The 24,051-nt window shown below is 44.5% G+C and carries 20 protein-coding genes; 5 read left to right on the top strand and 15 right to left on the bottom strand.

All coding sequences use genetic code 11. The annotated features are described in order from the left end of the window. Position 1: 1 nt before the first annotated feature. From mlaD to AOC33_RS02565, 11 genes are all read right to left on the bottom strand, one after another. A complete protein-coding gene (mlaD, locus tag AOC33_RS02615) occupies positions 2 to 478 on the bottom strand; it encodes an outer membrane lipid asymmetry maintenance protein MlaD (protein ID WP_089515029.1) in 477 nt (158 codons plus the stop codon). 27 nt (positions 479 to 505) lie between these two features. Continuing rightward, a complete protein-coding gene (mlaE, locus tag AOC33_RS02610) occupies positions 506 to 1,294 on the bottom strand; it encodes a lipid asymmetry maintenance ABC transporter permease subunit MlaE (RefSeq protein WP_089515028.1) in 789 nt (262 codons plus the stop codon). Beyond that, positions 1,291 to 2,106: an ABC transporter ATP-binding protein gene (locus AOC33_RS02605; RefSeq protein ID WP_089515027.1), complete on the bottom strand. Its 816-nt coding sequence runs from the start codon at positions 2,104 to 2,106 to the stop codon at positions 1,291 to 1,293. The genes mlaE and AOC33_RS02605 overlap by 4 nt, the downstream gene beginning before the upstream one ends. Before the next feature lie 72 nt (positions 2,107 to 2,178). Continuing rightward, positions 2,179 to 3,642: a glutamate synthase subunit beta gene (locus AOC33_RS02600; protein ID WP_089515026.1), complete on the bottom strand. Its 1,464-nt coding sequence runs from the start codon at positions 3,640 to 3,642 to the stop codon at positions 2,179 to 2,181. Positions 3,643 to 3,671: 29 nt separating this feature from the next. Further along, on the bottom strand, positions 3,672 to 8,420 hold the full coding sequence (locus tag AOC33_RS02595; RefSeq protein WP_245835566.1) for a glutamate synthase-related protein: 4,749 nt from the start codon (positions 8,418 to 8,420) through the stop codon (positions 3,672 to 3,674). Positions 8,421 to 8,645: 225 nt separating this feature from the next. Next, on the bottom strand, positions 8,646 to 9,332 hold the full coding sequence (locus AOC33_RS02590) for an REP-associated tyrosine transposase (protein ID WP_089515025.1): 687 nt from the start codon (positions 9,330 to 9,332) through the stop codon (positions 8,646 to 8,648). Then, entirely contained in the window at positions 9,333 to 10,442 is a 1,110-nt protein-coding gene (locus AOC33_RS02585; RefSeq protein WP_089515024.1) for a deoxyguanosinetriphosphate triphosphohydrolase, read from the bottom strand. 23 nt (positions 10,443 to 10,465) lie between these two features. Further along, positions 10,466 to 11,548 (bottom strand): 3-dehydroquinate synthase, encoded by a 1,083-nt coding sequence (gene aroB, locus AOC33_RS02580; protein WP_089515023.1) that lies wholly within the window; start codon positions 11,546 to 11,548, stop codon positions 10,466 to 10,468. After that, complete coding sequence (locus AOC33_RS02575) at positions 11,545 to 12,069, bottom strand: shikimate kinase (protein WP_089515022.1); 525 nt, start codon at positions 12,067 to 12,069, stop codon at positions 11,545 to 11,547. The genes aroB and AOC33_RS02575 overlap by 4 nt, the downstream gene beginning before the upstream one ends. Positions 12,070 to 12,079: 10 nt before the next feature. Next, complete coding sequence (locus tag AOC33_RS02570) at positions 12,080 to 13,156, bottom strand: type IV pilus secretin PilQ (protein ID WP_245835565.1); 1,077 nt, start codon at positions 13,154 to 13,156, stop codon at positions 12,080 to 12,082. A gap of 5 nt (positions 13,157 to 13,161) precedes the next feature. Continuing rightward, positions 13,162 to 13,761, bottom strand: coding sequence for a hypothetical protein (locus AOC33_RS02565; protein WP_089515021.1), 600 nt, complete (start codon positions 13,759 to 13,761; stop codon positions 13,162 to 13,164). A gap of 95 nt (positions 13,762 to 13,856) precedes the next feature. Between AOC33_RS02565 and AOC33_RS02560 the strand changes: the two genes are divergently transcribed. Beyond that, the gene (locus tag AOC33_RS02560; protein ID WP_089515020.1) at positions 13,857 to 16,166 is read left to right on the top strand and encodes a penicillin-binding protein 1A; all 2,310 of its coding nucleotides are present in this window, start codon (positions 13,857 to 13,859) and stop codon (positions 16,164 to 16,166) included. 25 nt (positions 16,167 to 16,191) lie between these two features. Here the strand turns inward: AOC33_RS02560 and cyaY are convergent, their stop codons facing one another. Beyond that, positions 16,192 to 16,560 (bottom strand): iron donor protein CyaY, encoded by a 369-nt coding sequence (gene cyaY, locus AOC33_RS02555; protein WP_089515562.1) that lies wholly within the window; start codon positions 16,558 to 16,560, stop codon positions 16,192 to 16,194. Between the two features lie 52 nt (positions 16,561 to 16,612). Between cyaY and lptM the strand changes: the two genes are divergently transcribed. Together lptM and lysA are read left to right on the top strand one after the other, a co-directional pair. Further along, positions 16,613 to 16,780 carry an LPS translocon maturation chaperone LptM gene (lptM, locus tag AOC33_RS09145; RefSeq protein ID WP_219349893.1) on the top strand — a complete coding sequence of 56 codons (168 nt, stop codon included), beginning with the start codon at positions 16,613 to 16,615 and terminating at the stop codon, positions 16,778 to 16,780. Further along, positions 16,777 to 18,063 carry a diaminopimelate decarboxylase gene (gene lysA, locus AOC33_RS02550; RefSeq protein ID WP_089515019.1) on the top strand — a complete coding sequence of 429 codons (1,287 nt, stop codon included), beginning with the start codon at positions 16,777 to 16,779 and terminating at the stop codon, positions 18,061 to 18,063. Before lptM ends, lysA begins: the two co-directional genes overlap by 4 nt. Before the next feature lie 79 nt (positions 18,064 to 18,142). Here lysA and ccsB read toward each other — a convergent pair whose 3' ends face one another. From ccsB to AOC33_RS02535, 3 genes are all read right to left on the bottom strand, one after another. Next, positions 18,143 to 19,246, bottom strand: coding sequence for a c-type cytochrome biogenesis protein CcsB (gene ccsB, locus AOC33_RS02545; RefSeq protein WP_245835608.1), 1,104 nt, complete (start codon positions 19,244 to 19,246; stop codon positions 18,143 to 18,145). An 86-nt stretch (positions 19,247 to 19,332) separates the two neighbouring features. Further along, entirely contained in the window at positions 19,333 to 21,486 is a 2,154-nt protein-coding gene (locus tag AOC33_RS02540; protein WP_089515017.1) for a cytochrome c biogenesis protein ResB, read from the bottom strand. Between the two features lie 78 nt (positions 21,487 to 21,564). Next, positions 21,565 to 22,242: a c-type cytochrome gene (locus AOC33_RS02535; RefSeq protein WP_089515016.1), complete on the bottom strand. Its 678-nt coding sequence runs from the start codon at positions 22,240 to 22,242 to the stop codon at positions 21,565 to 21,567. Positions 22,243 to 22,352: 110 nt separating this feature from the next. Here AOC33_RS02535 and yihA point away from each other — a divergent pair, with 110 nt between their 5' ends. Beyond that, positions 22,353 to 23,036 (top strand): ribosome biogenesis GTP-binding protein YihA/YsxC, encoded by a 684-nt coding sequence (yihA, locus tag AOC33_RS02530; protein WP_089515015.1) that lies wholly within the window; start codon positions 22,353 to 22,355, stop codon positions 23,034 to 23,036. Positions 23,037 to 23,044: 8 nt separating this feature from the next. After that, positions 23,045 to 24,037 carry a porphobilinogen synthase gene (hemB, locus tag AOC33_RS02525; protein ID WP_089515014.1) on the top strand — a complete coding sequence of 331 codons (993 nt, stop codon included), beginning with the start codon at positions 23,045 to 23,047 and terminating at the stop codon, positions 24,035 to 24,037. Positions 24,038 to 24,051: the final 14 nt, after the last annotated feature.

The raw sequence follows: 24,051 nt of genomic DNA, 5'->3' as shown, positions 1-24,051 counted from the left end.
TCTACTTTTTATCCGATGGCGCACCATCGGAGGCTTTGTTATATAAAAACTGGCTGATCAGATTTTCCAAAACGATGGCTGATTGTGTTTGAGCCAATTTGCTACCACCAGCAATCATGGCTTCATCACCACCGGCCTCTAAACCAATGTATTGCTCACCCAATAAACCAGAAGTCAAAATCTTGGCAGAACTGTCTTTAGGGAATTTGTAACGCTCTTCTAGATTCATGAATACTGTGGCTTGATAACTTTGATCGTCAAAACGAATTTCTGAAACGCGGCCAACCACCACACCCGCGCTCTTCACGGGAGCTCGAGGCTTCAATCCACCAATATTGTCAAACTTAGCGCTGACCTGATAAGTTGGCTCAAACGTAAAAGCACTCATATTGCCTGCCTTCAATGCCAAAAATAGCAAGGCCAAGAGGCCAAGTGCCACAAATAAACCGACCCAGATATCTAATGATTGTTTTTTCATAATATTTACAGAATTTATAAGACTTTATCAGCTTGAGAACATCACTGCAGTTAAAAGGAAATCCAGCGCCAATACCGCTAAGGAAGCAATCACCACTGTTCGAGTGGTTGCCCTTGCAACACCCTCAGGTGTTGGCTTAGCTTCATGACCTTGATACAAAGCAATAAAAGTAACAGCGACACCGAACACCATGCTCTTGATCACGCCATTACCAATGTCTTTCACCACATCAACGCCCGCTTGCATTTGTGCCCAAAATGCACCGTCGTCTACACCAATCAATGGTACACCCACCAAATAACCGCCCATGATGCCCACCGCACTAAAAATAGCGGCCAGGATTGGCATGGCGATGATGCCCGCCCAAAGTCTTGGAGCAATCACTCGCGTCAAAGGATCTACGGCCATCATTTCCATGGCACTGAGTTGCTCTCCAGCTTTCATGAGACCAATTTCAGCGGTTAGAGATGTTCCAGCACGACCGGCAAATAAAAGTGCAGTGACCACTGGGCCTAATTCACGAACCAATGACAAAGCCACTAATAAACCAAGGGCCTGCTCAGAGCCATAACGGTTCAAGGTGTAATAACCTTGCAAACCCAACACAAAGCCAACAAATAATCCTGATACAGCAATGATCACAAAAGAATAGTTACCCACAAAATGAACTTGATCAGTGACCAAGCGAGGACGCTTGAGCAAGAAAGCAGAACGTCGCATGATGGTGACAAACATCCTTGAGGCATAACCCAGCCCCACCAGATGCTCTCGCACAAAGGCGCCCAAGTTACCTAATGTATTTAAAACACTGTTCATGACTGAGCCCCAAAATCTTCAGCCAATGTTTTTCCAGGGTAATGGAATGGCACCGGACCATCAGGATCAGCAGAAACAAACTGCTTCACAAATGGATCTGTGGATATTTTTAAATCGTGAGGAGTGCCCTCAGCAGCAATCGTTCCGTTGGCAATGAAATAAACATAATCTGCAATTTCAAAAGTTTCTGGAATATCGTGCGTGACCAAAATACTGGTGGCGCCCAAAGCTTGATTCATATTTTTAATCAAGCGAGCAGTGATGCCCAAAGAAATCGGATCCAAGCCAGCGAATGGCTCGTCGTACATGATCAAAGGAGGATCCAGTGCTATTGCTCTGGCAAGAGCGACGCGTCTGGCCATACCGCCTGAAATTTGCGAAGGCATTAAATCACGCGCCCCACGCAAGCCAACAGCATTGAGCTTCATCAGTACCAAATCACGCAAAGTTGTTTCGCTGACTTTGGTATGTTCGCGCAATGGGAAGGCGACGTTTTCAAAAACACTCATGTCGGTGAACAAGGCACCAAACTGGAACAACATGCCCATGCGACGACGTGCCGCCATCAATTGCTGGGTGTTCATCAAGCCAACGTTTTGACCTTCGAACATCACTTCGCCTTGTTGCGCTGTGACTTGCCCACCAATCAAACGCAAGACTGTGGTTTTACCGCAACCCGAACCACCCATCACGGCAATTACTTTACCGCGTGGGAACTCCATATTGAGGCCAGAAAGAATGTTTCTTTCCCCGGGCGCGTAGGAAAAGTCGACGCCCTTGAGTGAAACAATTGATTCAGTGGAATTTGTCATTTACAGACTGCCACCATGTTTTTTGTTGAAATCATGATGGCAGTGTATCAATAGCTGATGATATTTAATCAATTAACGTGGCAAAACGCTGCTACCCATCAAAAACTCGTCAACAGCCCTTGCACATTGACGACCTTCACGAATAGCCCATACCACCAAAGATTGACCGCGACGCATGTCGCCTGCAGCAAAAATCTTAGGCACATTCGTGTAGTAAGCCTTTTCACCTTCGGTGCTGGCTTTGGCATTGCCACGAGGATCTTTTTCAATACCAAAAGCATCTAATACTTGCTGAGCTGGTGACACAAAGCCCATGGCTAAAAACACCAAATCTGCTTTCATCTCAAATTCGCTGCCAGCAATCTCTTGCATCTTGCCGTCTTTCCATTCAAGACGCACACCGATCAATTTTTCAACCTTGCCGTTTTTACCTTCAAAACGCTTGGTGGCCACTGACCAATCACGATCACAACCTTCATCGTGTGATGAAGATGTGCGTAACTTGGTTGGCCAATACGGCCAAACCAAAGTCTTGTTTTCTTGCTCAGGTGGCTGAGGCAATAATTCAAATTGAGAGATCGATGCTGCACCATGACGATTCGATGTGCCCACACAGTCTGAACCTGTGTCACCACCACCAATCACGATCACATGCTTACCGTCTGCACGGATTTCATTTTTGTTATCGCCAGCAACTTCTTTGTTCTGCGGAATCAAGAATTCCAATGCATAGTGAATACCTGACAACTCACGACCAGGTACTGGTAAGTCACGCGGCTGCTCTGCGCCACCTGTGATCACCACAGCGTCAAAATCTTTTTGTAATTGCTCTGGAGAAACCACTTTCTTGGAGTAATTCTTAACTTCTTTACCCAAAGTATCTTTGCCAACAAAAGTACCTGTTTCAAATTTCACGCCTTCAGCTGTCATCTGCTCGACACGACGATCAATCAAAATCTTTTCCATCTTGAAGTCAGGGATGCCATAACGCAACAAACCACCCACACGATCGTTCTTTTCGTAAAGCGTCACATCATGACCCACACGAGCCAATTGTTGTGCAGCCGCCATACCCGCCGGGCCTGAACCAACGATGGCTATTTTTTTACCCGTTTTTTGTTTAGCAATCTGAGGCCTCACCCAATCATTGGCCCATGCTTTATCAATGATGGCATGCTCAATTGATTTGATACCCACCGGCGCCTCATTAATGCCAAGCGTACAAGCTGCTTCGCAAGGTGCTGGGCAGATGCGACCCGTGAACTCAGGGAAGTTATTGGTTGAATGCAAAACATCAATCGCATTTTTCCAGTCTTGCTGATACACCAAATCATTAAAATCAGGAATGATGTTGTTGACTGGGCAACCGCTATTACAAAACGGAATGCCGCAATCCATACAACGTGCACCCTGAGTTTTTGCCTCATCATCTGACAAAGTCATCACAAACTCTTTGTAATGCTTTACGCGTTTTTGTGGCTCCTCATAATGCTCGCTGAGGCGCTCAAATTCCATAAATCCAGTGACCTTACCCATCTTTATTCCTTTATCTCTTGATTCATCACTTAAACAGAAGCCGCTTGTTTGTTACCTTGAGATTTCTCCCAAAGCTCACCCAAAGCGCGCTTATATTCAGTCGGGAATACTTTGACAAAACGTGCGCGTGACTTGTCCCAGTCAGCCAAAATTGCTTTTGCGCGCTCTGAACCTGTGTGCTTGAAATGACGTTCAATCAAATTCTTCAAAATGACTTCGTCTGTTAAACGCTCACCACCTTCTTTAACATTCACTAGAGCATGCCATTCTGGCTTAGGCATTTTGGCTTCTTGCTCTGCTGAACTCAGAACTGGCTCAAGCGTTGCCATGCTGGTATTGCAGCGTTTAGCAAATAAACCATCTTCATCGTAAACATAAGCAATACCGCCACTCATACCTGCAGCAAAGTTACGACCTGTTAAACCAAGAGCCACAACAGTACCGCCAGTCATGTATTCGCAACCGTGATCGCCTGTACCTTCAACCACTGCGATCGCACCTGAGTTACGAACTGCAAAACGCTCACCAGCAACACCGTTAAAGAAAGCTTCACCAGCAATCGCTCCGTAAAGCACAGTGTTACCAACAATGATGTTTTGTGATGTGTCGCCACGGAATTCGTGTGGTGCACGAACAATCACTCGACCACCTGACAAACCTTTGCCCACGTAGTCATTACCGTCACCGACCAAATCCATCGTCACGCCATGCGCCAAGAAGGCAGCAAAACTTTGACCAGCAGTGCCATTCAATTGAATGTGAATCGTGTCATCAGGCAAACCTTCGTGACCATAACGCTTCGCCACTTCACCGGATAACATCGCGCCAGCCGTGCGGTTCACGTTCTTGATTGGTTGAATGAATGAAACTCGCTCGCCTTTTTCTAAAGCAGCTTTTGATTTTTCAATCAAAGCATGATCCAAGGCTGTGCTTAAACCATGGTCTTGAGTTTCAACTTGGAACTTAGGCACGCTTGCTGGAACATTCGGGGCTTGGAAGATCTTTGAAAAATCCAAACCACGCGCTTTCCAGTGCTCAATGCTCTTCTTCGTATCCAAAAGTTCTGTATGACCGATTAAATCGTCAAATTTGCGGATACCTAATTGCGCCATGATTTCGCGAGCCTCTTCAGCGATGAAGAAGAAGAAATTCACAACGTGTTCTGGCTTACCTGAAAACTTCTTACGCAATTCAGGATCTTGTGTTGCCACACCCACTGGACAAGTATTCAAGTGACACTTGCGCATCATGATGCAACCTTCAACAACCAATGGTGCAGTGGCAAAACCAAATTCATCAGCGCCTAATAGAGCACCAATCACCACGTCACGACCGGTCTTCATTTGTCCGTCAGCCTGAACACGAATACGGCTGCGCAAACCATTCAATACCAAGGTTTGCTGTGTTTCAGCAAGCCCCAATTCCCATGGGCTGCCAGCATGCTTGATTGATGACAACGGTGATGCACCTGTACCACCATCGTGGCCAGCGATCACAACGTGATCTGCTTTTGCCTTTGCAACACCTGCAGCAACCGTACCAACACCCACCTCAGACACCAACTTCACTGAGATATCGGCTTTGCTGTTGACGTTTTTCAAATCATGGATCAATTGAGCCAAATCTTCAATTGAGTAAATGTCATGATGCGGAGGCGGAGAAATCAAACCAACGCCCGGTACTGAATAACGCAATTTACCAATGTAATCTGATACCTTGCTACCTGGCAGCTGACCACCTTCACCAGGCTTAGCACCCTGAGCCATCTTGATCTGAATTTGATCAGCAGAAGTCAAATATTCAGCTGTTACACCAAAACGACCTGAAGCCACTTGCTTGATCTTAGAGCGCAATGAGTCGCCATCGCTCAATGGGATGTTTGCTTCGATCACATCATCGCCAAGGATGCTGGCCAAAGTTTCACCACTCTTGATGGCAATGCCTTTGAGTTCGTTGCGATAACGTTTGTTATCTTCACCACCTTCACCAGTGTTTGATTTACCACCAATGCGGTTCATCGCAATGGCCAAGGTTGCGTGAGCTTCTGTAGAAATTGAACCCAATGACATCGCACCTGTTGCAAAGCGCTTCACGATTTCTTTTGCTGACTCAACTTCATCCAAAGGAATCGCTTTGTTAGGATCGATCTTGAACTCAAATAATCCACGCAAAGTCATATGACGTTTGGTTTGATCATTGATGATGTTGGCGTACTCTTTGTATGTTTGGTAGCCGCCTTTTTCTGGACCTTGACGTGTTGAGTGTTGCAACTTAGCAATTGAATCTGGTGTCCACATATGGTCTTCACCACGAACACGGAAAGCGTACTCGCCACCAGCATCCAACATATTGGTCAATGTTGGATCATTACCAAATGCCAAGCTGTGCATCTTCAATGCTTCTTCTGCAACCTCAAAAATACCAATACCGCCCACATTCGATGCAGTGCCTTTGAAGTATTTGTCGATCAACTCTTTGTTCAAACCAATGGCTTCAAAAATCTGTGCGCCGGTGTAAGACATGTAGGTTGAGATGCCCATCTTGGACATCACTTTTTGCAAGCCCTTGCCCACAGCTTTGGTGAAATTCTTAACAACTTTTTCTGCAGATAAATCACCCTTCAAACCTTTGGCCATATCGACCAAAGTTTCCATTGCCAAGTACGGATGAACTGCTTCAGCTCCATAGCCTGCTAACAATGCAAAGTGATGGGTCTCGCGCGCACTGCCTGTTTCGACCACCAAACCAGTGCTTGTGCGCAAGCCTTTATCAACCAAATGTTGATGGATGGCTGATGTTGCCAATAGCGCAGGTATGGCCACGTGATCAGCAGCCACTTGACGATCGCTGATGATCAAAATGTTGTAACCAGAATGAACCGCATCCACAGCTTCAGCACACAGTGATGCAAGGCGAGCTTCTACACCGTCTTTACCCCATACTGATGGATAGCAAATATCCAATTCATATGAGCGGAACTTACCACCCGTGTAGTGTTCAATATGACGAACTTTTGCAATATCATCAAAATCCAAAATTGGTTGTGACACTTCCAAACGCATCGGTGGATTGATGTTATTGGTGTCCAACAAATTAGGCTTAGGTCCCACGAATGAAACCAATGACATCACCATATTTTCACGGATAGGGTCAATCGGTGGGTTGGTTACTTGAGCAAACAACTGCTTGAAATAGTTGTACAAAGGTTTGTTCTTGTTTGAAAGAACTGCCAACGGGCTGTCATTACCCATTGAACCAATCGCTTCTTCACCTGATGAAGCCATCGGTGCCATCAAGAACTTCAAATCTTCTTGTGTATAACCAAAGGCTTGCTGACGATCTAGCAAGCTTGCTGCAGGACGAATTTTTTCTGCATCATCTTTAAGATCAGCAGCACTTGCATCAATCTCATCAAGCTTGATGCGCACTGCTTCAATCCAGCTCTTGTATGGCTTGGCTTTTGCCAAGGCATCTTTTAACTCTACGTCATCGATGATGCGACCTTGTTCCATGTCGATCAAGAACATCTTACCTGGCTGCAAACGCCATTTTTTGATGATTTTATTTTCTGGGAAGGTCAATACACCTGCCTCCGAAGCCATGATGACCAAGTCATCATCGGTCACGTAATAACGTGCTGGACGCAGACCATTACGATCTAAAGTTGCACCAATTTGACGACCATCCGTGAAGGCAATCGCTGCAGGACCATCCCATGGCTCCATCATCGCTGCATGGTACTCATAGAAGGCGCGACGGTTGTCATCCATCAATGTGTGTTGTTCCCATGCTTCTGGAATCATCATCATCATGGCGTGGGCCATTGGGTATCCAGCCATCACCAACAACTCTAAACAGTTATCAAAACTGGCTGTGTCTGATTGACCTGGATAAATCAAAGGCCATAATTTTTGCAAATCATCACCTAGTACTGGTGAACTGATGGCACCTGTTCTTGCGTTGATCCAATTGACGTTACCCTTGACTGTGTTGATTTCTCCGTTATGAGCAATCATGCGGTATGGGTGAGCTAATTCCCAAGCAGGGAATGTGTTGGTTGAGAAGCGCTGATGCACCAAGGCCAACGCTGACACCACTCTTGAATCTTTTAAATCTTCGTAATAAGCACCCACTTGGTTTGCCAAAAGAAGACCTTTGTAAACCACGGTTCTTGCTGACATAGAAGTCACAAAGTACTCTTTGCCATGCTGAAGTTGTAATGCTTGAATTGCGTGGCTTCCTGTTTTTCTGATCACATACAACTTACGCTCTAAGGCGTCGGTCGTCATGATATCTCGACCGCGACCAATAAAAATTTGGCGAATCACTGGTTCTGTTTTTCTAACAGTTGGTGACATTGGCATGTTGGCATCAACAGGCACATTTCTCCAACCAAGCACCACTTGACCTTCAATGCGAACCGTTCTTTCTAATTCTTGCTCACAGGCCAAACGTGAAGCACTTTCTTTTGGCATGAACACCATACCAACACCGTACTCACCTGCTGGTGGCAAATTCACACCCTGCTTGGCCATTTCTTCACGGTAGAACTGGTCTGGAATTTGAATCAAGATACCAGCACCGTCACCCATCAACGGATCTGCACCCACCGCACCACGGTGATCAATGTTCTCAAGAATCTTTAAACCTTGAGAAACGATGTCATGGCTCTTGTGGCCTTTGATGTGGGCAACGAATCCAACGCCACATGCGTCGTGTTCATTGACGGGGTCATAAAGACCTTGCGCTTCAGGGCGCAATGAAGGAGTAGTAGTCACAGATATTTCCTTGATAAATAACAATGGATGTCTTTATTAAAGACTTTGTCCCCGACATAACGAGGTTTTTGACAACTATAGGGGATTACCCTTTGGCAAGCAATAAAAATAATTGGTGTCTGTCACCAATTATTTGGTGGCTAAATTCTTTAATCAATAAATTGGGGACATAGTCATTTGAAATGAAGAGATTTATGCACCAAATTATGGCAAAACTTGTTTCTTTTAGGACTTTTTTGGTCTGCCAGCAAGCCGTGGCTGCAGAGGCCTGGATGTTTTAAGGGCCAATTGTTTTAGGAAGGTATCACTTGCCATTGGCCAGCCATAGCTTAAGTGTTTACTTACTTTTTCTATTTCACTAAGGCTTAACGGCTCTAAAACTGATCTTTGCCAAGCCATTTGACGCTCAAATGGGGTGTTGGCAATCGCCCAATAAGAAGGATGGTCCGCAATCCAAGGGATTGTTTCAGCCCCAGCATGATGTCTGTAACTGGACCAAGCCCATTCTTCAGGTTTTTGAACCAATCCGGTTCTTACTGGATTTTGTTCGATGTATTTTTGAACCAGTAAAAAATAAGCATCGGGATCAATCAAACAAGATTTGAACCTACCCTCCCACACAGTGCCACTTGAACCATGAGTTTGATTAAACAATTGTGCGTAGCGACGCCCAATCGATTGCATTACTTTAGAAGCACTTTGGGAAGTTTTTGGTGTCGCCAAAATATGCACATGATTAGGCATCAATGCAAAAGCATGAATAGCCAACTCATATTCTCGCGCCGCATCTTTGAGCCATTCAAGATAATATTTTTTTTCTTCATCAGAAATAAAAATATCCTGAGAGTTATGCCCCCTGACCATGATGTGAAGCGGATAACCTGGAAGAACCACTCTTTGAAGTCTGGCCATTTAAGCAGTCAACTTATGAAATTCTTTATTGGCAAAACGATCTGTCATGCCAGCAATGTAATGCGATATGCGTCGCTGCAAATCATCTTCAGATCTAAAACCCTCAGGCAAGTCATGCGGAGTTTGTTGGTAGTGTGCAAATAACACTTTAACCATATTTGCAGCTTCACTTGTGACAGACTGAACTTGTGGATGACGATACAAGTTTTTGAACAGGAATTTTTTCATGGCACTTGCTTGCTCACGCATACTCACAGAAAAGCCAACCATCGGTGAACCATGACGCACATCATCAATGGTACTTGGCGCAAATTCTTCTAGACGTCGTTGTGTTTCTTTGACCAAATCATCTACGAGCACGTGAATGATGTGCCGAATCACTTCACTGACCAGGCGACGCCCGGTCAAATCTGGAAATTCATGTTTCACTCGATCATGCTGCTCTTGCCACAATGCCACTTCGGACAGTTGCTGAATGTTCAATAAGCCCGAGCGAATACCGTCATCAATGTCATGATTGTTATAGGCGATTTCATCAGCAAAGTTTGCCAACTGAGCTTCTAAACTGGGTTGATGTCCTTTTAAAAATCGCTCACCAAGAGGTCCTAATTTTTCAGCATTTTTTCTGGAGCAATGCTTCAAAATCCCTTCGCGAGTTTCAAAAGAAAGATTTAAGCCATCCCACCTTGCATAGCGCTCTTCTAAAAAATCAACGACCCATAAGCTTTGTAAATTGTGCTCAAAGCCACCATATTCTTTCATGCACTCATTGAGCGCATCCTGTCCTGCGTGACCAAAAGGTGTGTGCCCCAAATCATGTGCCAAAGAAATTGCTTCGACCAAGTCTTCGTTGAGATTTAAACGTCTGGCCACTGAGCGCCCGATTTGGGCCACTTCCAAACTATGGGTCAAGCGATTTCTGAAGTGATCGCCTTCATGATTTAAAAAAACTTGTGTTTTGTATTCAAGCCGGCGAAAGGCGGTTGAATGAATGATTCTGTCTCGGTCTCGTTGAAACGCATTTCGACCAGATTGTGTTGGCTCCGCTGGCTCAGAATGCAAGCGCCCTAAAGATAATGCGGGGTTTGCTGCGTAACTAGCTAAGCTCATCACAACTCACTCAAGCAAGCTCATCAAACTACCCCATTGGCGATCAGCGTTTGAATCACAAGATCGTCATCAACCGTTTGGATTTTTGCCTGCCCCAAACCATTGAGCAAAATGTAACGAACCTCACCACCTTCTGCTTTTTTATCAACGCTCATCAATTCCATGAAACGATCAACACCTAATTTAGGTGGTTGAGTTGGTAAATGAAGTGCTTCGATGATCTTCTTTAAGCGTGATGCTTCCGCTTCAGATAACAAACCCACTCGAACTGATAAATCGGCCGCCATCACCATGCCACATCCAACGGCTTGACCATGAAGCCAAGCACCGTAACCCATGCCTGCTTCAATCGCATGACCAAAGGTGTGGCCAAAATTCAAGATCGCACGAATGCCGCCTTCTTTTTCATCTTGAGCAACTACTTGAGACTTGATTTCACATGAGCGACGCACGGCATGTTCCATAGCCGCCGGATCACATTTATTCAGTGCATCTTGATTTTTCTCAATCCAAGATAAAAATTCAGCATCAGCAATGGCGCCGTGCTTGATCACTTCAGCCAAACCCGCTGCCAACTCTTCAGCTGGCAAAGTTTTTAAAGTATCTAAATCAGCAATCACAGCTTGTGGCTGATGAAAGGCACCCACCATGTTTTTACCCAAAGGATGGTTGATGCCCGTCTTGCCACCAACTGATGAATCTACTTGAGATAACAGGGTGGTTGGAACTTGAATGAATTTAATGCCGCGCATATAGCATGCTGCTGCAAAGCCCGTCATATCGCCAATCACACCACCACCCAACGCAAGCAGCGTGGTCTTTCGATCAGCAGAATTCTCTAACAAGCCATCAAAAATCTTTTGCAACACTTCCCATGTTTTAAATTCCTCACCATCAGGTAAAACAATGAGCTTCACTTTTTGGCCAATTCCCTCTAAGGTTTTAACCACCTTATCGGCATACAAAGGCGCAACCGTTTCATTGGTGACCACCGCCGTGAAAGTGCCCTTGATGTGTTTTCTATACAAGTCTGATTGATCAAGCAAACCAGATCCAATATGAATCGGATAACTGCGCTCACCTAAATCTAATTGAAGAGTGTTCATGTTGATAATTCGAATTGCATCATTAGTGTGTTCACCAACTGATTGACACTGGGCTTACCAGTATCAATCACATGATGGGCGGTTTCTCTGTATAACGGATCACGAATCGCAAAAAGCTTTTCAAGGGTGCCTCTAGGATCATCGTTATTGAGCAATGGTCTTCCCTTGTCATTTCGAGTTCTTAACCAAAGCTCGTGAGGGGTAGCGCGCAAATACACAACCACGCCTCTTTGATGCAAATGTTGGCGATTTTCAGGCAATAAAACAGCACCACCACCCGTGGCTAAAACCAAATTCTTTTCTTGGGTTAATTCATCAATGACCTGAGCCTCGCGCTTGCGAAATCCCTCTTCACCCTCCATTTCAAAAATGGTTGGGATGCGAACGCCACAACGGGCCTCAATCTCATGATCTGAGTCCACAAATCGTCTTCCTAATTTTTTAGCCAAGAGACGGCCAACGGTGGTTTTACCCGCGCCCATCACCCCTACTAAAAAGATATTTTCTGGAAAACTGTTCATACATGAGATTCTACTGAGGCTTTTGACCAGAAACCAAGGTTGGCGTTAAAAAAATTAATAATTCTGTTTTATCCTTGAACTTCGACTCTTGCCTAAAAAGAAAGCCAATCAAAGGAATTGAGCCCAAGAACGGCACCTTGGCATCATCTTTTCTTTCTGTTTCTTGAAAAATACCTCCCAAAATCACCGTGCCACCGCTTTCAACCAAGACCTGTGTTTTGACATGCTTGGTATCAATAGCAAAGCCTTGTTCTGTTTTTAATCCGACACTGTCTTTATTGATGTCCACATCTAAAACAATCATCTGATTTTTTTGAATACGCGGTTTCACCTCCAAACGAAGATTGGCTTTCCTGAACTGGACTTTCGTTGCCCCCTGACCAGCCGATGACTGATACGGTAACTCCGTGCCTTGCTCAATCAATGCCTGAGTATTCTCAGCTGCTAACACCCTTGGGTTAGACACAATATTCCCCAAGCCATTCGACTCCAAGGCTGAAAGCTCCATATTCAAAGCTTGGGTTGCCTGCTTGCCCAATAGGGTGATGGCCGCAGTTCCCGGTTCAAACCCATTCAAACCAGAAGCGCCAAGAAGATGACCGGTTTTTAAATTAGGCTGCTGTTGATAGGCCAGCTTTGCCCCCAAGTTTTGTGCAAACCTTCTCTCGGCCTCGACAATCCTTGCTTCAATCATGATTTGACGCAACTCCCCCATCTGACCAATTTGATGCTGTTGCTCACGGTCTTTTTGTCTTTGATGGAACAAAGCCAATTCTTCATAAGGGGCTACCCATAAAACATCTTTATCAAAACGCGACCCAAGAGATTTGCTGGCCAAAACCGAGTCAAAGGTTGTTTGCCATGAGGCATTTCTCATATTGATACTGGTTTTACCGGAAACCTTGTCGCTCAGCATCAAATTCAAGCCTCGCATATCCGCTAACATTTGCAACAGTTGTCGCAGATCTACCGATGAAAATTTAAGCGTGATTGTTTTCTCGGAAAAATTATCCTGGGAATGCGCATTGGAAGCACGGATCATCAATGTGAACAGAGACAACTTGAGCCATAACCTTCTTTTATTCATCCTCATTACTCCAAAAGAATGGTCACTTGCTGACCTTTGATTGATTCCAAGACCAGCTGGGATTGATCAAACGATTTAATTAGCCATCGACCCTCGATCATTTGTCCTTTACTAAAGAAGCCCGTGACTTCATCAACTTCTAACAGCGCCTTGAAAGAATGGCCTGAATGAATCAAGCCCAAATATCTGATGTTCAAGTCACCGCTTATCACTTCTGGTTCAGGTTCAGTCTGAGTGTCAGGCTGAGACAATTCCTGGTGATTGGTTTTTTCTGAGCGACTTCCAAGTACCTTTACCAAGCTCTCCAATTTTGAGACTTTGCTGCGCCCCTCATCAATGCGCTGATGAATGTCATGAATTTGACTCATCATAAAAATGAGAAGCGCAAGGATCCCCATGAGATTCATAAAGCTCAGCATTAACAACCCATGTTTAGAGCAAAAGAGTCGAACTTGCTCACTGGTCAATTTTTCAATGAACTCTTGATGAAAAGCTGGTGTTTTTATCGTTTGCTCAGAAAAAGCATGGTCATAAGAGTCTGAATTGAAGTTGCGTTTGATCATCCAAGGATTATCTAGACTGGCCACATCTTCATAAATCAGCAAAATGCTGATTTCTTGTCAGAAAAATCGGAAATTTTTGTCGGGGAAATCCTGACTTTTTTCACCCTCTCTTTTCAAGCTATCTCTATAATCAAGACATGAGTGAATCGCGCAAGCCCGTCAGACCACCCTCACGCTTAAGCGGGGGTACACAATCTAGAAAACCGCAACGCAATTGGCAGCAGTATTTGATTCGTTGGGGAATTTTCTTGGGAAGCGCTGGCCTTATCTTATTGGGCTTGGTGATTGTTTATGCACTGGTTGTTGCAAAACCAAATTTACCCGATCTCGACACCATCACGGATTACAACCCCAAAGTTCCTTTACGCATTTACACAGCTGACAACGCATTGATTGGTGAGTTTGGTGAGGAACGCAGAAACATCATTGCGATCGAAGAAATTCCGAGCTACCTAAAGAACGCGGTTGTTGCGATTGAGGATGAGCGTTTTTATGAGCACGGTGGCGTTGATTACTGGGGTGTACTAAGAGCCACCCTGGCAAATTTACGAGGCAGACTTGCACAAGGCGCATCAACGATCACCATGCAAGTGGCCAGAAATTTTTTCTTAACGAATGAAAAATCATTCACCCGAAAGATTTATGAAGTTTTATTGGCTTGGAAAATTGAAGCCAATCTATCAAAAGAACAAATTCTTGAGTTGTACATGAACCAAATTTATTTGGGGCAGCGAGCTTATGGATTTGGTAGTGCTGCTCAAATTTATTTTGGCAAAGATATTCAACGTATTTCGATTGCTGAAGCAGCCATGCTCGCAGGCTTACCAAAAGCCCCATCTGCATACAACCCAGTGGTGAATTATCGTCGCGCAAAAATTCGTCAGGAATATATCTTGCAAAGAATGCGTGATTTAAAAATGATCACCCCAAGCCAGTATCAATCTGCCATGACAGAAACCCTTCATGTTCGTGGAGTTGGTCGAGAGTTCACAACCAAAGCTGACTTCGCAACAGAAATGGTTCGCCAGCTCTTGATCAGCGAATATGGTGATGGCATTTACACACAAGGCATGACTGTGATCACGACCATCAGAAAGGCAGAACAAGATGCTGCTTATTCTGCAGTTCGAAAAGGCATCATGGATTATGAGCTACGTCATAAATATCGGGGACCCGAGGGATACATCAAACTCCCCGAGGATGCAACAGCCAGACAAAGAGCGATTGACGACATCTTGAGTGATCATCCAAGCAGTGATGATTTGTTAGCTGGTGTGGTGATAGCAGCTAATGGAAAAGAAATTCAGGCGGTGATTGCAACGGGTGACACCGTCACAATCAAAGGTGATGACCTCAAGCTTGGCACAGTTGCACTGTCAGATAAAGCGCAACCAAAACAACAAATTAAACCTGGTGCCATTATTCGAGTATTACCATCCGATGGTCGCTGGGTTCTAGCGCAAATGCCTCAAGTTGAAGCTGCCTTCGTGGGCTTAGATGCAAACAATGGTGGCATTCGCGCCTTGGTTGGTGGTTTTGATTTCAACAGAAATAAATACAACCGAGTTTCTCAAGCACAGCGTCAGCCTGGTTCGTCATTTAAACCGTTCATCTATGCTGCCGCTCTTGAAAAAGGCATCATGCCAAATACCTTGGTGAATGATGCGCCACTTTCAATCAGTGCACTTGAAACAGGCAGCCAAATGTGGAGCCCTAAAAACTACGATGGTAAGTTCGAAGGTCAAATGAAACTTCGTGCTGCTCTAGCGAAATCTAAAAACTTGGTATCAGTCAGAGTCATCAGAAAGATTGGCCCTCGTTACGCTCAAGACTTTATTCAGCGCTTTGGCTTTGAGGCAGAAAAACACCCGCCCTACTTAACCATGGCTTTGGGTGCTGGATCAGTCACACCACTCGAACTTGCAACAGGTTATGGCGTATTCGCTAATGGCGGTTACCGTGTTGAACCTTACTTGATCAGCAAAGTGATTGATGCCAAGGGCAATGTTTTGTTTGAGGCAACTCCTCAAAAAGCAGGTGACCCAAATCTACGCGCATTGGATGCGCGCACAGCTTTTGTGATGGATAGTTTGCTTCAAGAAGTCACCAAATCTGGAACGGCTGCCTCAGCCAGACCTGCTTTGGGTAGATCTGATATTGCTGGTAAAACAGGTACCACCAATGAATCCATGGATGCCTGGTTTGCAGGCTATCAATCCGATGTGGTGGCAGTTGCCTGGATGGGCTTTGATAAGCCTAAGAGCTTAGGTGATCGTGAGACTGGTGGCGGCTTAGCATTACCAATGTGGATCAGATACATGAAGACTGCACTGAACGGTGTTCCAGAATCTACACGACCAGTGCCTGCAGGGGTTGCTCAGCAAGATGGCGACTGGACCATTCCTGCATTTGTTCCATTCTTTGGCAGAACAACTACCCTAGATTAAGCATCGCTTTAAATTAATTGCGGCTTTAAATAAATTTAACTTCTAAGGTAGTTTTTGCCTGTTGACTGGCAAGACGACTTAATTCGCTGAATAGTTCGGCGCCCGTTTTTGTATCCAACCAAAGAGGCTCTTGAAGAGTGCCAGCCCACTTATAGTGAAAGCCGCCTTCTTTGGCCGCTACCCAAATCTCTTGAAGTGGCGACTGCGTGTTCACAACAATCACGCTCTTGTCTTCAAATTGAATATTCACGACATTGCCACCCTGTCTTGAGATATCAAGATCTAAATCCGTTTTCTGGAAAGCCTCTTCCAAAGAAATCTCAATGGCAATCAATGTTTTTTCAGCAATTGCGTAAAAACCAGCGTCTGATAATGTTTCTATGTTTTTGTTCATCATTTTTATATTGGCCATGCTATAGTCAGAGATCGTTTATATACTTATTCATATGCGTTTTATTGTATCTAGGACTTGGCTTCTTTGTGTAGCAATATCCCTCTTAGGATGCGGGATACGTGGCCCTCTCACGCTACCAACCATACCACCAGCCCCGACTCAACCTGAAAAAGCAGAGCCCACCGGTAAACAGTGGCCTCCTGCGAAAGATTCCAAATGAATTCTGTTCCAAGCCTGAATGGCTTTTCGATCATCCAGCAAGAATGGTTTGCTGAAAATGTGCCCCTCTCCCAAATTGCCAAAGAATTTGGCACGCCAACCTATGTTTACAGCAGAAAAGCTCTGACAGATGCTTTTAATGCCTATGAAAAGGCCTGCTTTAAGCCCAATGGTGAACGCCGAGCACAAGTTCACTATGCCATGAAGGCCAATAGCAATTTGGCGATCTTGAATGTTTTTGCTCGCTTAGGCGCTGGCTTTGACATTGTGAGCGCCGGTGAGTTGGCACGAGTTTTAGCAGCTGGCGGCGAAGCGAAAAAAATTGTTTTTTCTGGGGTAGGCAAAAGCCGCTCTGAAATGATTGCTGCACTTAAAGCTGGGGTTAAATGTTTCAACCTTGAATCAATCCCTGAGCTTTCAAGATTGAATGAAGTTGCAGCAAGCTTGGGTGTTATTGCGCCGATCTCTTTGCGGGTCAATCCAGATGTCGACCCTAAAACCCACCCTTACATTTCAACAGGCTTGAAAGGTAATAAATTTGGCATTGCCTATGATGAGGTGATCAACACCTATCGCGAAGCCGCATCGATGAGCAATTGCAAGATTGTTGGTATTGATTGTCATATTGGTTCTCAAATCACAGAAATCAGTCCTTACTTAGACGCTTTAGATCGAGTGCTGGAATTAATTAAATCACTGGGTGATAACGGTATCAATATTCATCACTTGGATATCGGTGGTGGCTTGGGCATCAACTACGCGAATGACACACCACCAGCCATCACTGACTTTGCCAACACCTTGCTCAATCACATTGAAGCAAAAGGTTACGGACATCTTGAAGTGTTATTTGAACCAGGCAGATCATTGGTTGGCAATGCGGGTCTTTTGTTGACGACTGTTGAATACATCAAGCCAGGTGAAACTAAGAATTTTTGTATTGTTGATGCGGCCATGAATGATTTAATGCGCCCAGCCATGTACGAGGCTTATCACTCGATTGTTCCGGTGAAGCAATCAAACATGCCAAACATGACCTGCGATGTCGTGGGACCTATTTGTGAATCAGGCGATTGGCTTGGACGAGATCGCGAACTCAATGTTCAAGCCGGTGATCAATTAGCAATTTTGTCAGCGGGCGCTTATGGCTTTACCATGAGTTCAAACTACAACACCCGAGGCAGAGCAGCAGAAGTGATGGTGGATGGTTCAACAATTCACTTGATTCGTGAGCGAGAGTCGATTGAAAGTCTCTTTGCTAACGAAAAACTATTGCCTGCCTAACTAACTAAAAAATATGCCCAGTTATCTTTAAAGACAACTGGGCATTGATATTCAAACGCTTGACTTCAATGATTCTTGATTAAAGCGTACCGTAGCTGTGCAAGCCTGACAAGAACATGTTCACGCCGATGAAAGCAAAGGTCGTGACAAAGAGGCCCACCACTGCCCACCAAGCTGCAACCACGCCTCTCAAGCCTTTCATCAAGCGCATGTGTAGCCAAGCAGCGTAATTAAGCCAAACAATCAGAGCCCATGTTTCTTTCGGGTCCCAACTCCAGTAACCACCCCAAGCTTCCGCTGCCCACAAGGCACCAAGAATGGTTGCGATTGTGAAGAATGCAAAGCCAACAGCGATCGCCTTGTACATCACATCATCAAGCAACTCTAGGCTTGGCAAACGATCAGCCAAGATATTTTTTGTCTTTAGCAAATAAGCGATGCCCAACATCGCTGCAATTGCAAATGTGCCATAACCAATAAAGTTTGCTGGCACGTGTATTTTCATCCACCAGCTTTGTAAAGCTGGAACCAGTGGTTGAATTTGGTGAGCATCACGCGTCACGCTGTACCAAAGAATGAATGCAACGGCTGCCGCAATGATCCATAAAACGAATGAACCAAGAACCAAAGATTGGTACTTGGCTTCGTAATACAAGTGGAACAGTGCTGTTACCAAACAAAATAGGATGAACACTTCATACAAATTGGAAATAGGTATGTGACCAATATCCGCGCCCATCAAATAAGACTCATACCAACGCACCAACATACCAGTTAAGCCAATGTAAACAGCTGCCCAACAGAATTTAGATCCGGTTGAACCCATGTTTTGTGAACGGAAGAACAAGTTCAAGGTATAAAAAAGTGTGCTGAAACAGAAGAAGACGCTCATCCACAAAATAGCAGACTGGCTGGAAAGCATGTACTTCAAAAAGAAAGCTTGATCTGCTCTCGCAAGCGCTCCGCCTTCTGGTGTCTGGTAGAAGTAGATTGCTAAGAAAGTCAGTATCGTTGAACCGATCATCAAACTTCTAAGAGGCTTCCATGCCCAACCCAAAATGGCTAACGCAGGAACTGAACAAAATAAAATTGTTTGTTCATAGCTATCCATGAAATGATGAAAACGAATTTCAGCAAAGATCGCGCCCGCCAACAAAGCCAAGGCAAATAGGTAATCCATCATGCCCAGGCTTTTAAAAAAATTCACAAAACCTTGCTTTAGGTTTTGAAGCAAGCCACCTTGAACCGTACTAACGTATTTAGTTTCCATTATTGAAAATCTTTCTGATATTTTTCAAACTCTTTTTCAAAATCCAAAGTTTTTCTGGATGTCGACATAGCAAATAGTTGCTTGCCATTTGATAGACTTCTGACCCAGATTCTTCTCTCTGGCAAATAGAACATTGCAAAAATACCCAGGGTCAATAGTAAACAACCTAGATAAACCATGTTCTTGCCAGGGGATCTGGTGACCTGAAAGACGCTGGCCTTGACCTCTTCAAAAGAATCCAGTTGAAAGACCAAAGGGGCAGGATAAAAATTAGCGTCTGATAAAGCGGAAGTTGCAGCCTGAATGAAGCGCTGACTTTCCATGTCATTTTTAGCAGGCGGCAATTTGAGTTGTGCCCTGGCTTCTTGCCACAGCTCCCAAATAACCCCATTCAATACTTTCAATACCACTTCGGCTGCTTTTTGTTGCTCAGCCTCTGGAACAGCTTTATCAATGAACGAGCCTAAAGCAGCAAAACCACCTGGCTTGATACCGGCTTCTTTTGCTTGATTAACAGCAAATGCAGTTGACCCAGAAAACAACTCAATCGATCTGCTGGCGCTTTCTTTTAATTGCGTCAACATTTGTGGCGCGCCAGCAAAACCTTGTTGCTGACCGATGGTCGCAATGAAGCGCTGCACAGCACGTTGACGCGCACCCGCATCTTGCAACAGAGTTCTCAAAGTTAACCACTCGTTCAAGCTTAGATTTGCATCTGCTGGTATGCGCAAGTATTTAAATTCTTCAGCCGAACTCTGCCTTACCCCAAACATGAACATCGGCATTTCATCGATGAATAAGGGTTGCATGTAGTTGCTGTATTCACGAGCCTGTCCAGCAGCATCTCTCAATTTATATTGAACGGATGGACCCACATTTTTTAAATCAACTGGCTTGCTGGTTTTTGCAGCAGAACCCAAGCGATCACTGAATACCTTTTTCAATCCCGCATCTGAATCTTGCGTAGCAACCCCTCTGACATCAGTCTGGCCTGATGCATTCGATATATTTTCAACGTTGGTTGGCCTAAAGCCGCTGAACTCGAGGGTATAACTTGTGCCATCACTGGACTTTAGCTTGGTACTTTGGCCAACATCGCCATTAACAATAAAGCTTGATTGAATAGAATTAGCAGCTCCATGCATGGGGTATGCGCGCAACTTTAATTTAGAACCACCATCTTCAAAGCTTGATTGATAAATAGCAACGCCTCGGTGAATCATTGGCTCATTCACCTTGATTTTTGCCTCTGTTTCTTTGCCCGTATCCAAATCTTTGATGAGCACTTCACTCATGAATAACTTTGGCATTCCAGTGCTGTAATATTCCACGTGGAATTTTTTCAATGAAATTAAAAATGGCAACTCTTGAATGATGCTGCCGCTGGTTGAGCTCAAAAGCGCAGTTGCACTCGTGCCACCTTCGGGAACAAAAATATTTGCTCGATAGCTAGGATTGGCTTCACTTAATTTATGTTCACTTGGAATATCTGAAATCAACATTCCTTGAGTACTCTCTGGAAGAACGCTTTTTCCACCAAACCAAATTTGCCCGCGCGTGAACAAATCACCATCCAACAAACCACCCAAACAAATCAAAACAATCGCGCTGTGCGCGAAGATGTAGCCCCACTTACTGGCTGCGCCTTTTTTTGCAAGTACTCTAGAACTGTCTTCAGAAACCAAAGTCTTAACTGAGTAACCTTCTTTTGCTAACTGATCAGCGATTTTTGCTGCGGCTGCTTGAGTAGAAAGATTGCCAGTAGAAAATTCAAAATGATGATGAAGTGCCCTTAATCCACCTTCATGAACATGCTCTTTCCAAGCACGAATTTCGGCCAACATCTTTGGGGCATTGCGTAACACGCAGAAAGACACTGATACAACTAGAAATGCCAAGATCAGCAAGAACCACCATGCTGTATAAACCGCAAACAATCCTAGGCCGTTGAAAATCTCCGCCCAAAATGGGCCGAATTGATTCACATAGTTGGTGTAAGGTTCGCCTTGCTTAATGACCGTTCCAATGATGCTTGCAATTGAAATGATTGTTAGCAATGCAATCGCAAAACGCATCGACGATAGCAACTCGACGCTGGCTCGATTAAATCTTTTCAAACGACTATCAGATGCCACAAGAACCGTGTTCGACATAACCTTCTTTTAAAAAAATAAAAAGCCCACAAACAATGTTCGTGGGCCCTTCTTATTGAGAGCTACTTAATGAATAAATTAACGCAAGCCGGCGATGTAATCTGACACAGCTTTAATCTCTGCATCTGACATTCTAGAGGCAATTCCAGTCATCTGCACGCTGTTCTTGCGCTCACCTTGACGGTATGCAACTAACTGAGCTTCAGTGTATTCAGCCCACTGACCTGATAGGCGCGGATACTGTGATGGAATGCCTGCGCCATTAGGTGCATGACAAGCTGCGCATGCTGGTACTTGCTTAGAAGCAATACCACCACGGTAAATCTTTTGACCCAATTCAATGCTGGCTTTATTTTTAGCGGTACCCAAACCAGGTGTTTGCTTTTCTAAATAGGCCGCAACGTTGATCATGTCTTCCTCTGTCATCATTCCAGCGAAAGCACCCATGATTGCGTTAGGACGATCTTTACCAGCCTTGTAATCTTTTAATTGTTTCACTGTGTATGCAGCATGCTGACCAGCCAATTTAGGATAGGTACCACCACCACTCACGCCATTAGGGCCATGGCAACCCATACACGCTGCAAGACCACGCTTTGCGTCGCCTGCGTTGTACAAAGCTTCACCTTTAGCAACATCAGCCTTTGCTGGACCAGCTGGCGCAGCAGCAGGATCAGCTGCAAATGAAGGATTTACCAAAGATAAACCCAAGGCAATCACCAAAGTTTTTAATGTAACGGAAAATATTTGACGCATTGTGCTCTCACCTGTATGTATATGATGCGAAGATTCTTAAATCTTTATTTTTAACTAAACAACTAATTAACAGCGTTAGATTTTACAATAGGTCTAACCCATAAACATCTATGTCGACCTTACATCAAGCACAATTTCTAGTAACCATTAACCACTTGGTTGATTTGCCCACCTGGGAGATCCCCGAGGTGGCTTTTGCTGGTCGCTCAAATGCTGGAAAGTCGACCGCAATTAACGTACTTTGCCAACAAAATCGCCTTGCTTTTGCCAGCAAAACGCCAGGAAGAACGCAACATATCAACTTTTTCGGTATTTTAACGAAAGATAAGACCAATTTAGCGAATTTAGTCGATTTACCAGGTTATGGTTACGCCCAGGTCGACCTCAAAACAAAAAGCCATTGGAACAACCTGCTTTCAAGCTACTTGCAAACCAGGCCGAATTTAAAGGGCATGGTTTTGATCATGGATTCTCGCCGCGGCATGACTGATTTGGACCAACAAATGATTGAATGGTTCAGCCCAACGGGTCGCCCAATTCATGTTTTATTAACAAAATGCGACAAATTGAATCAATCGGAAAGCCGTTTAGCTCTTAAAAAACTACAAGAAAAGCTCAAAGAACTGAATCCCCATGGGCCGTACACAGTTCAGCTATTCTCCAGCACCAAAAGAATTGGTCTGGTTGAAGCTGATGCGATGGTTTCAAATTGGTTGGGCATTGAGGCTTCTGCAGCACATACCAGCAATGAAAATCGGATTTCTAAAAATCTAAAACCCCAACTTTCTTCATAAGGTTTTATATGCAACTATTTCATCGTCCACGTCGATTACGCAAAACAGATTGGTCACGTCGTTTAGTTCAAGAAAATCAACTGTCATCCAATGACTTTATTTACCCGGTTTTTTTGCTTGAGGGCAGTGGCCGCGAAGAAACCGTTTCATCCATGCCGGGCGTTAGTCGCTTATCTCTTGATAAATTGATGTTGGTTGCTGAAGATTGCATCAAGCTTGGCATTCCCGTGATGGCCTTATTCCCTGTGATCAGAGCTGAGCTCAAAACTCCAGACGGTAAAGAAGCCTTCAATCCGAATGGATTGATTCCACAGGCCATCAAAGAACTCAAAAAACAGTTCCCCAACCTTGGCATCATGACTGACATTGCGCTTGATCCATATACCAGCCATGGCCAAGACGGCATCATTGATGCTGATGGCTATGTTCTCAATGATCTAACAGTTGATGCGTTGATTAAACAAGCATTGACTCATGCACAAGCTGGCGCAGACATTGTCGCCCCATCTGACATGATGGATGGTCGTATTGGCGCCATCAGAGATTCTCTTGAGGCTCATGGATTTATTCACACTCAAATCATGGCCTACTCTGCAAAATATGCCTCAGCATTTTATGGCCCATTCAGGGATGCGGTTGGCTCTGCCGGCAATTTAGGTAAGAGCGATAAGAAAAACTACCAAATGGATCCGGCCAACTCTGATGAAGCTATTAGAGAAGTTGCTCTTGATATTGAAGAGGGTGCCGACATGGTGATGGTCAAACCTGGCATGCCTTACTTAGACATCGTTAGAAGAGTCAAAGAAGAGCTTGGCTACCCAACCTTTGCTTATCAAGTAAGTGGCGAATACGCGATGATCAAAGCTGCTGCACAAAATGGCTGGATCAATGAAGAAGCTGTAATGATGGAATCTTTGCTGGCATTTAAACGTGCTGGAGCAGATGGCATTCTGACTTACTTCGCCAGAGATGCGGCAAGACTTTTAAACGCCAAAAAATAAATTACCGGCTAGAT

Source organism: Polynucleobacter cosmopolitanus (assembly GCF_002224225.1).
Classification (GTDB): domain Bacteria; phylum Pseudomonadota; class Gammaproteobacteria; order Burkholderiales; family Burkholderiaceae; genus Polynucleobacter; species Polynucleobacter cosmopolitanus.
The sequence above is the reverse complement of the archived record's forward strand: the minus strand, read 5'-3'. Positions and strand labels throughout refer to the sequence as shown.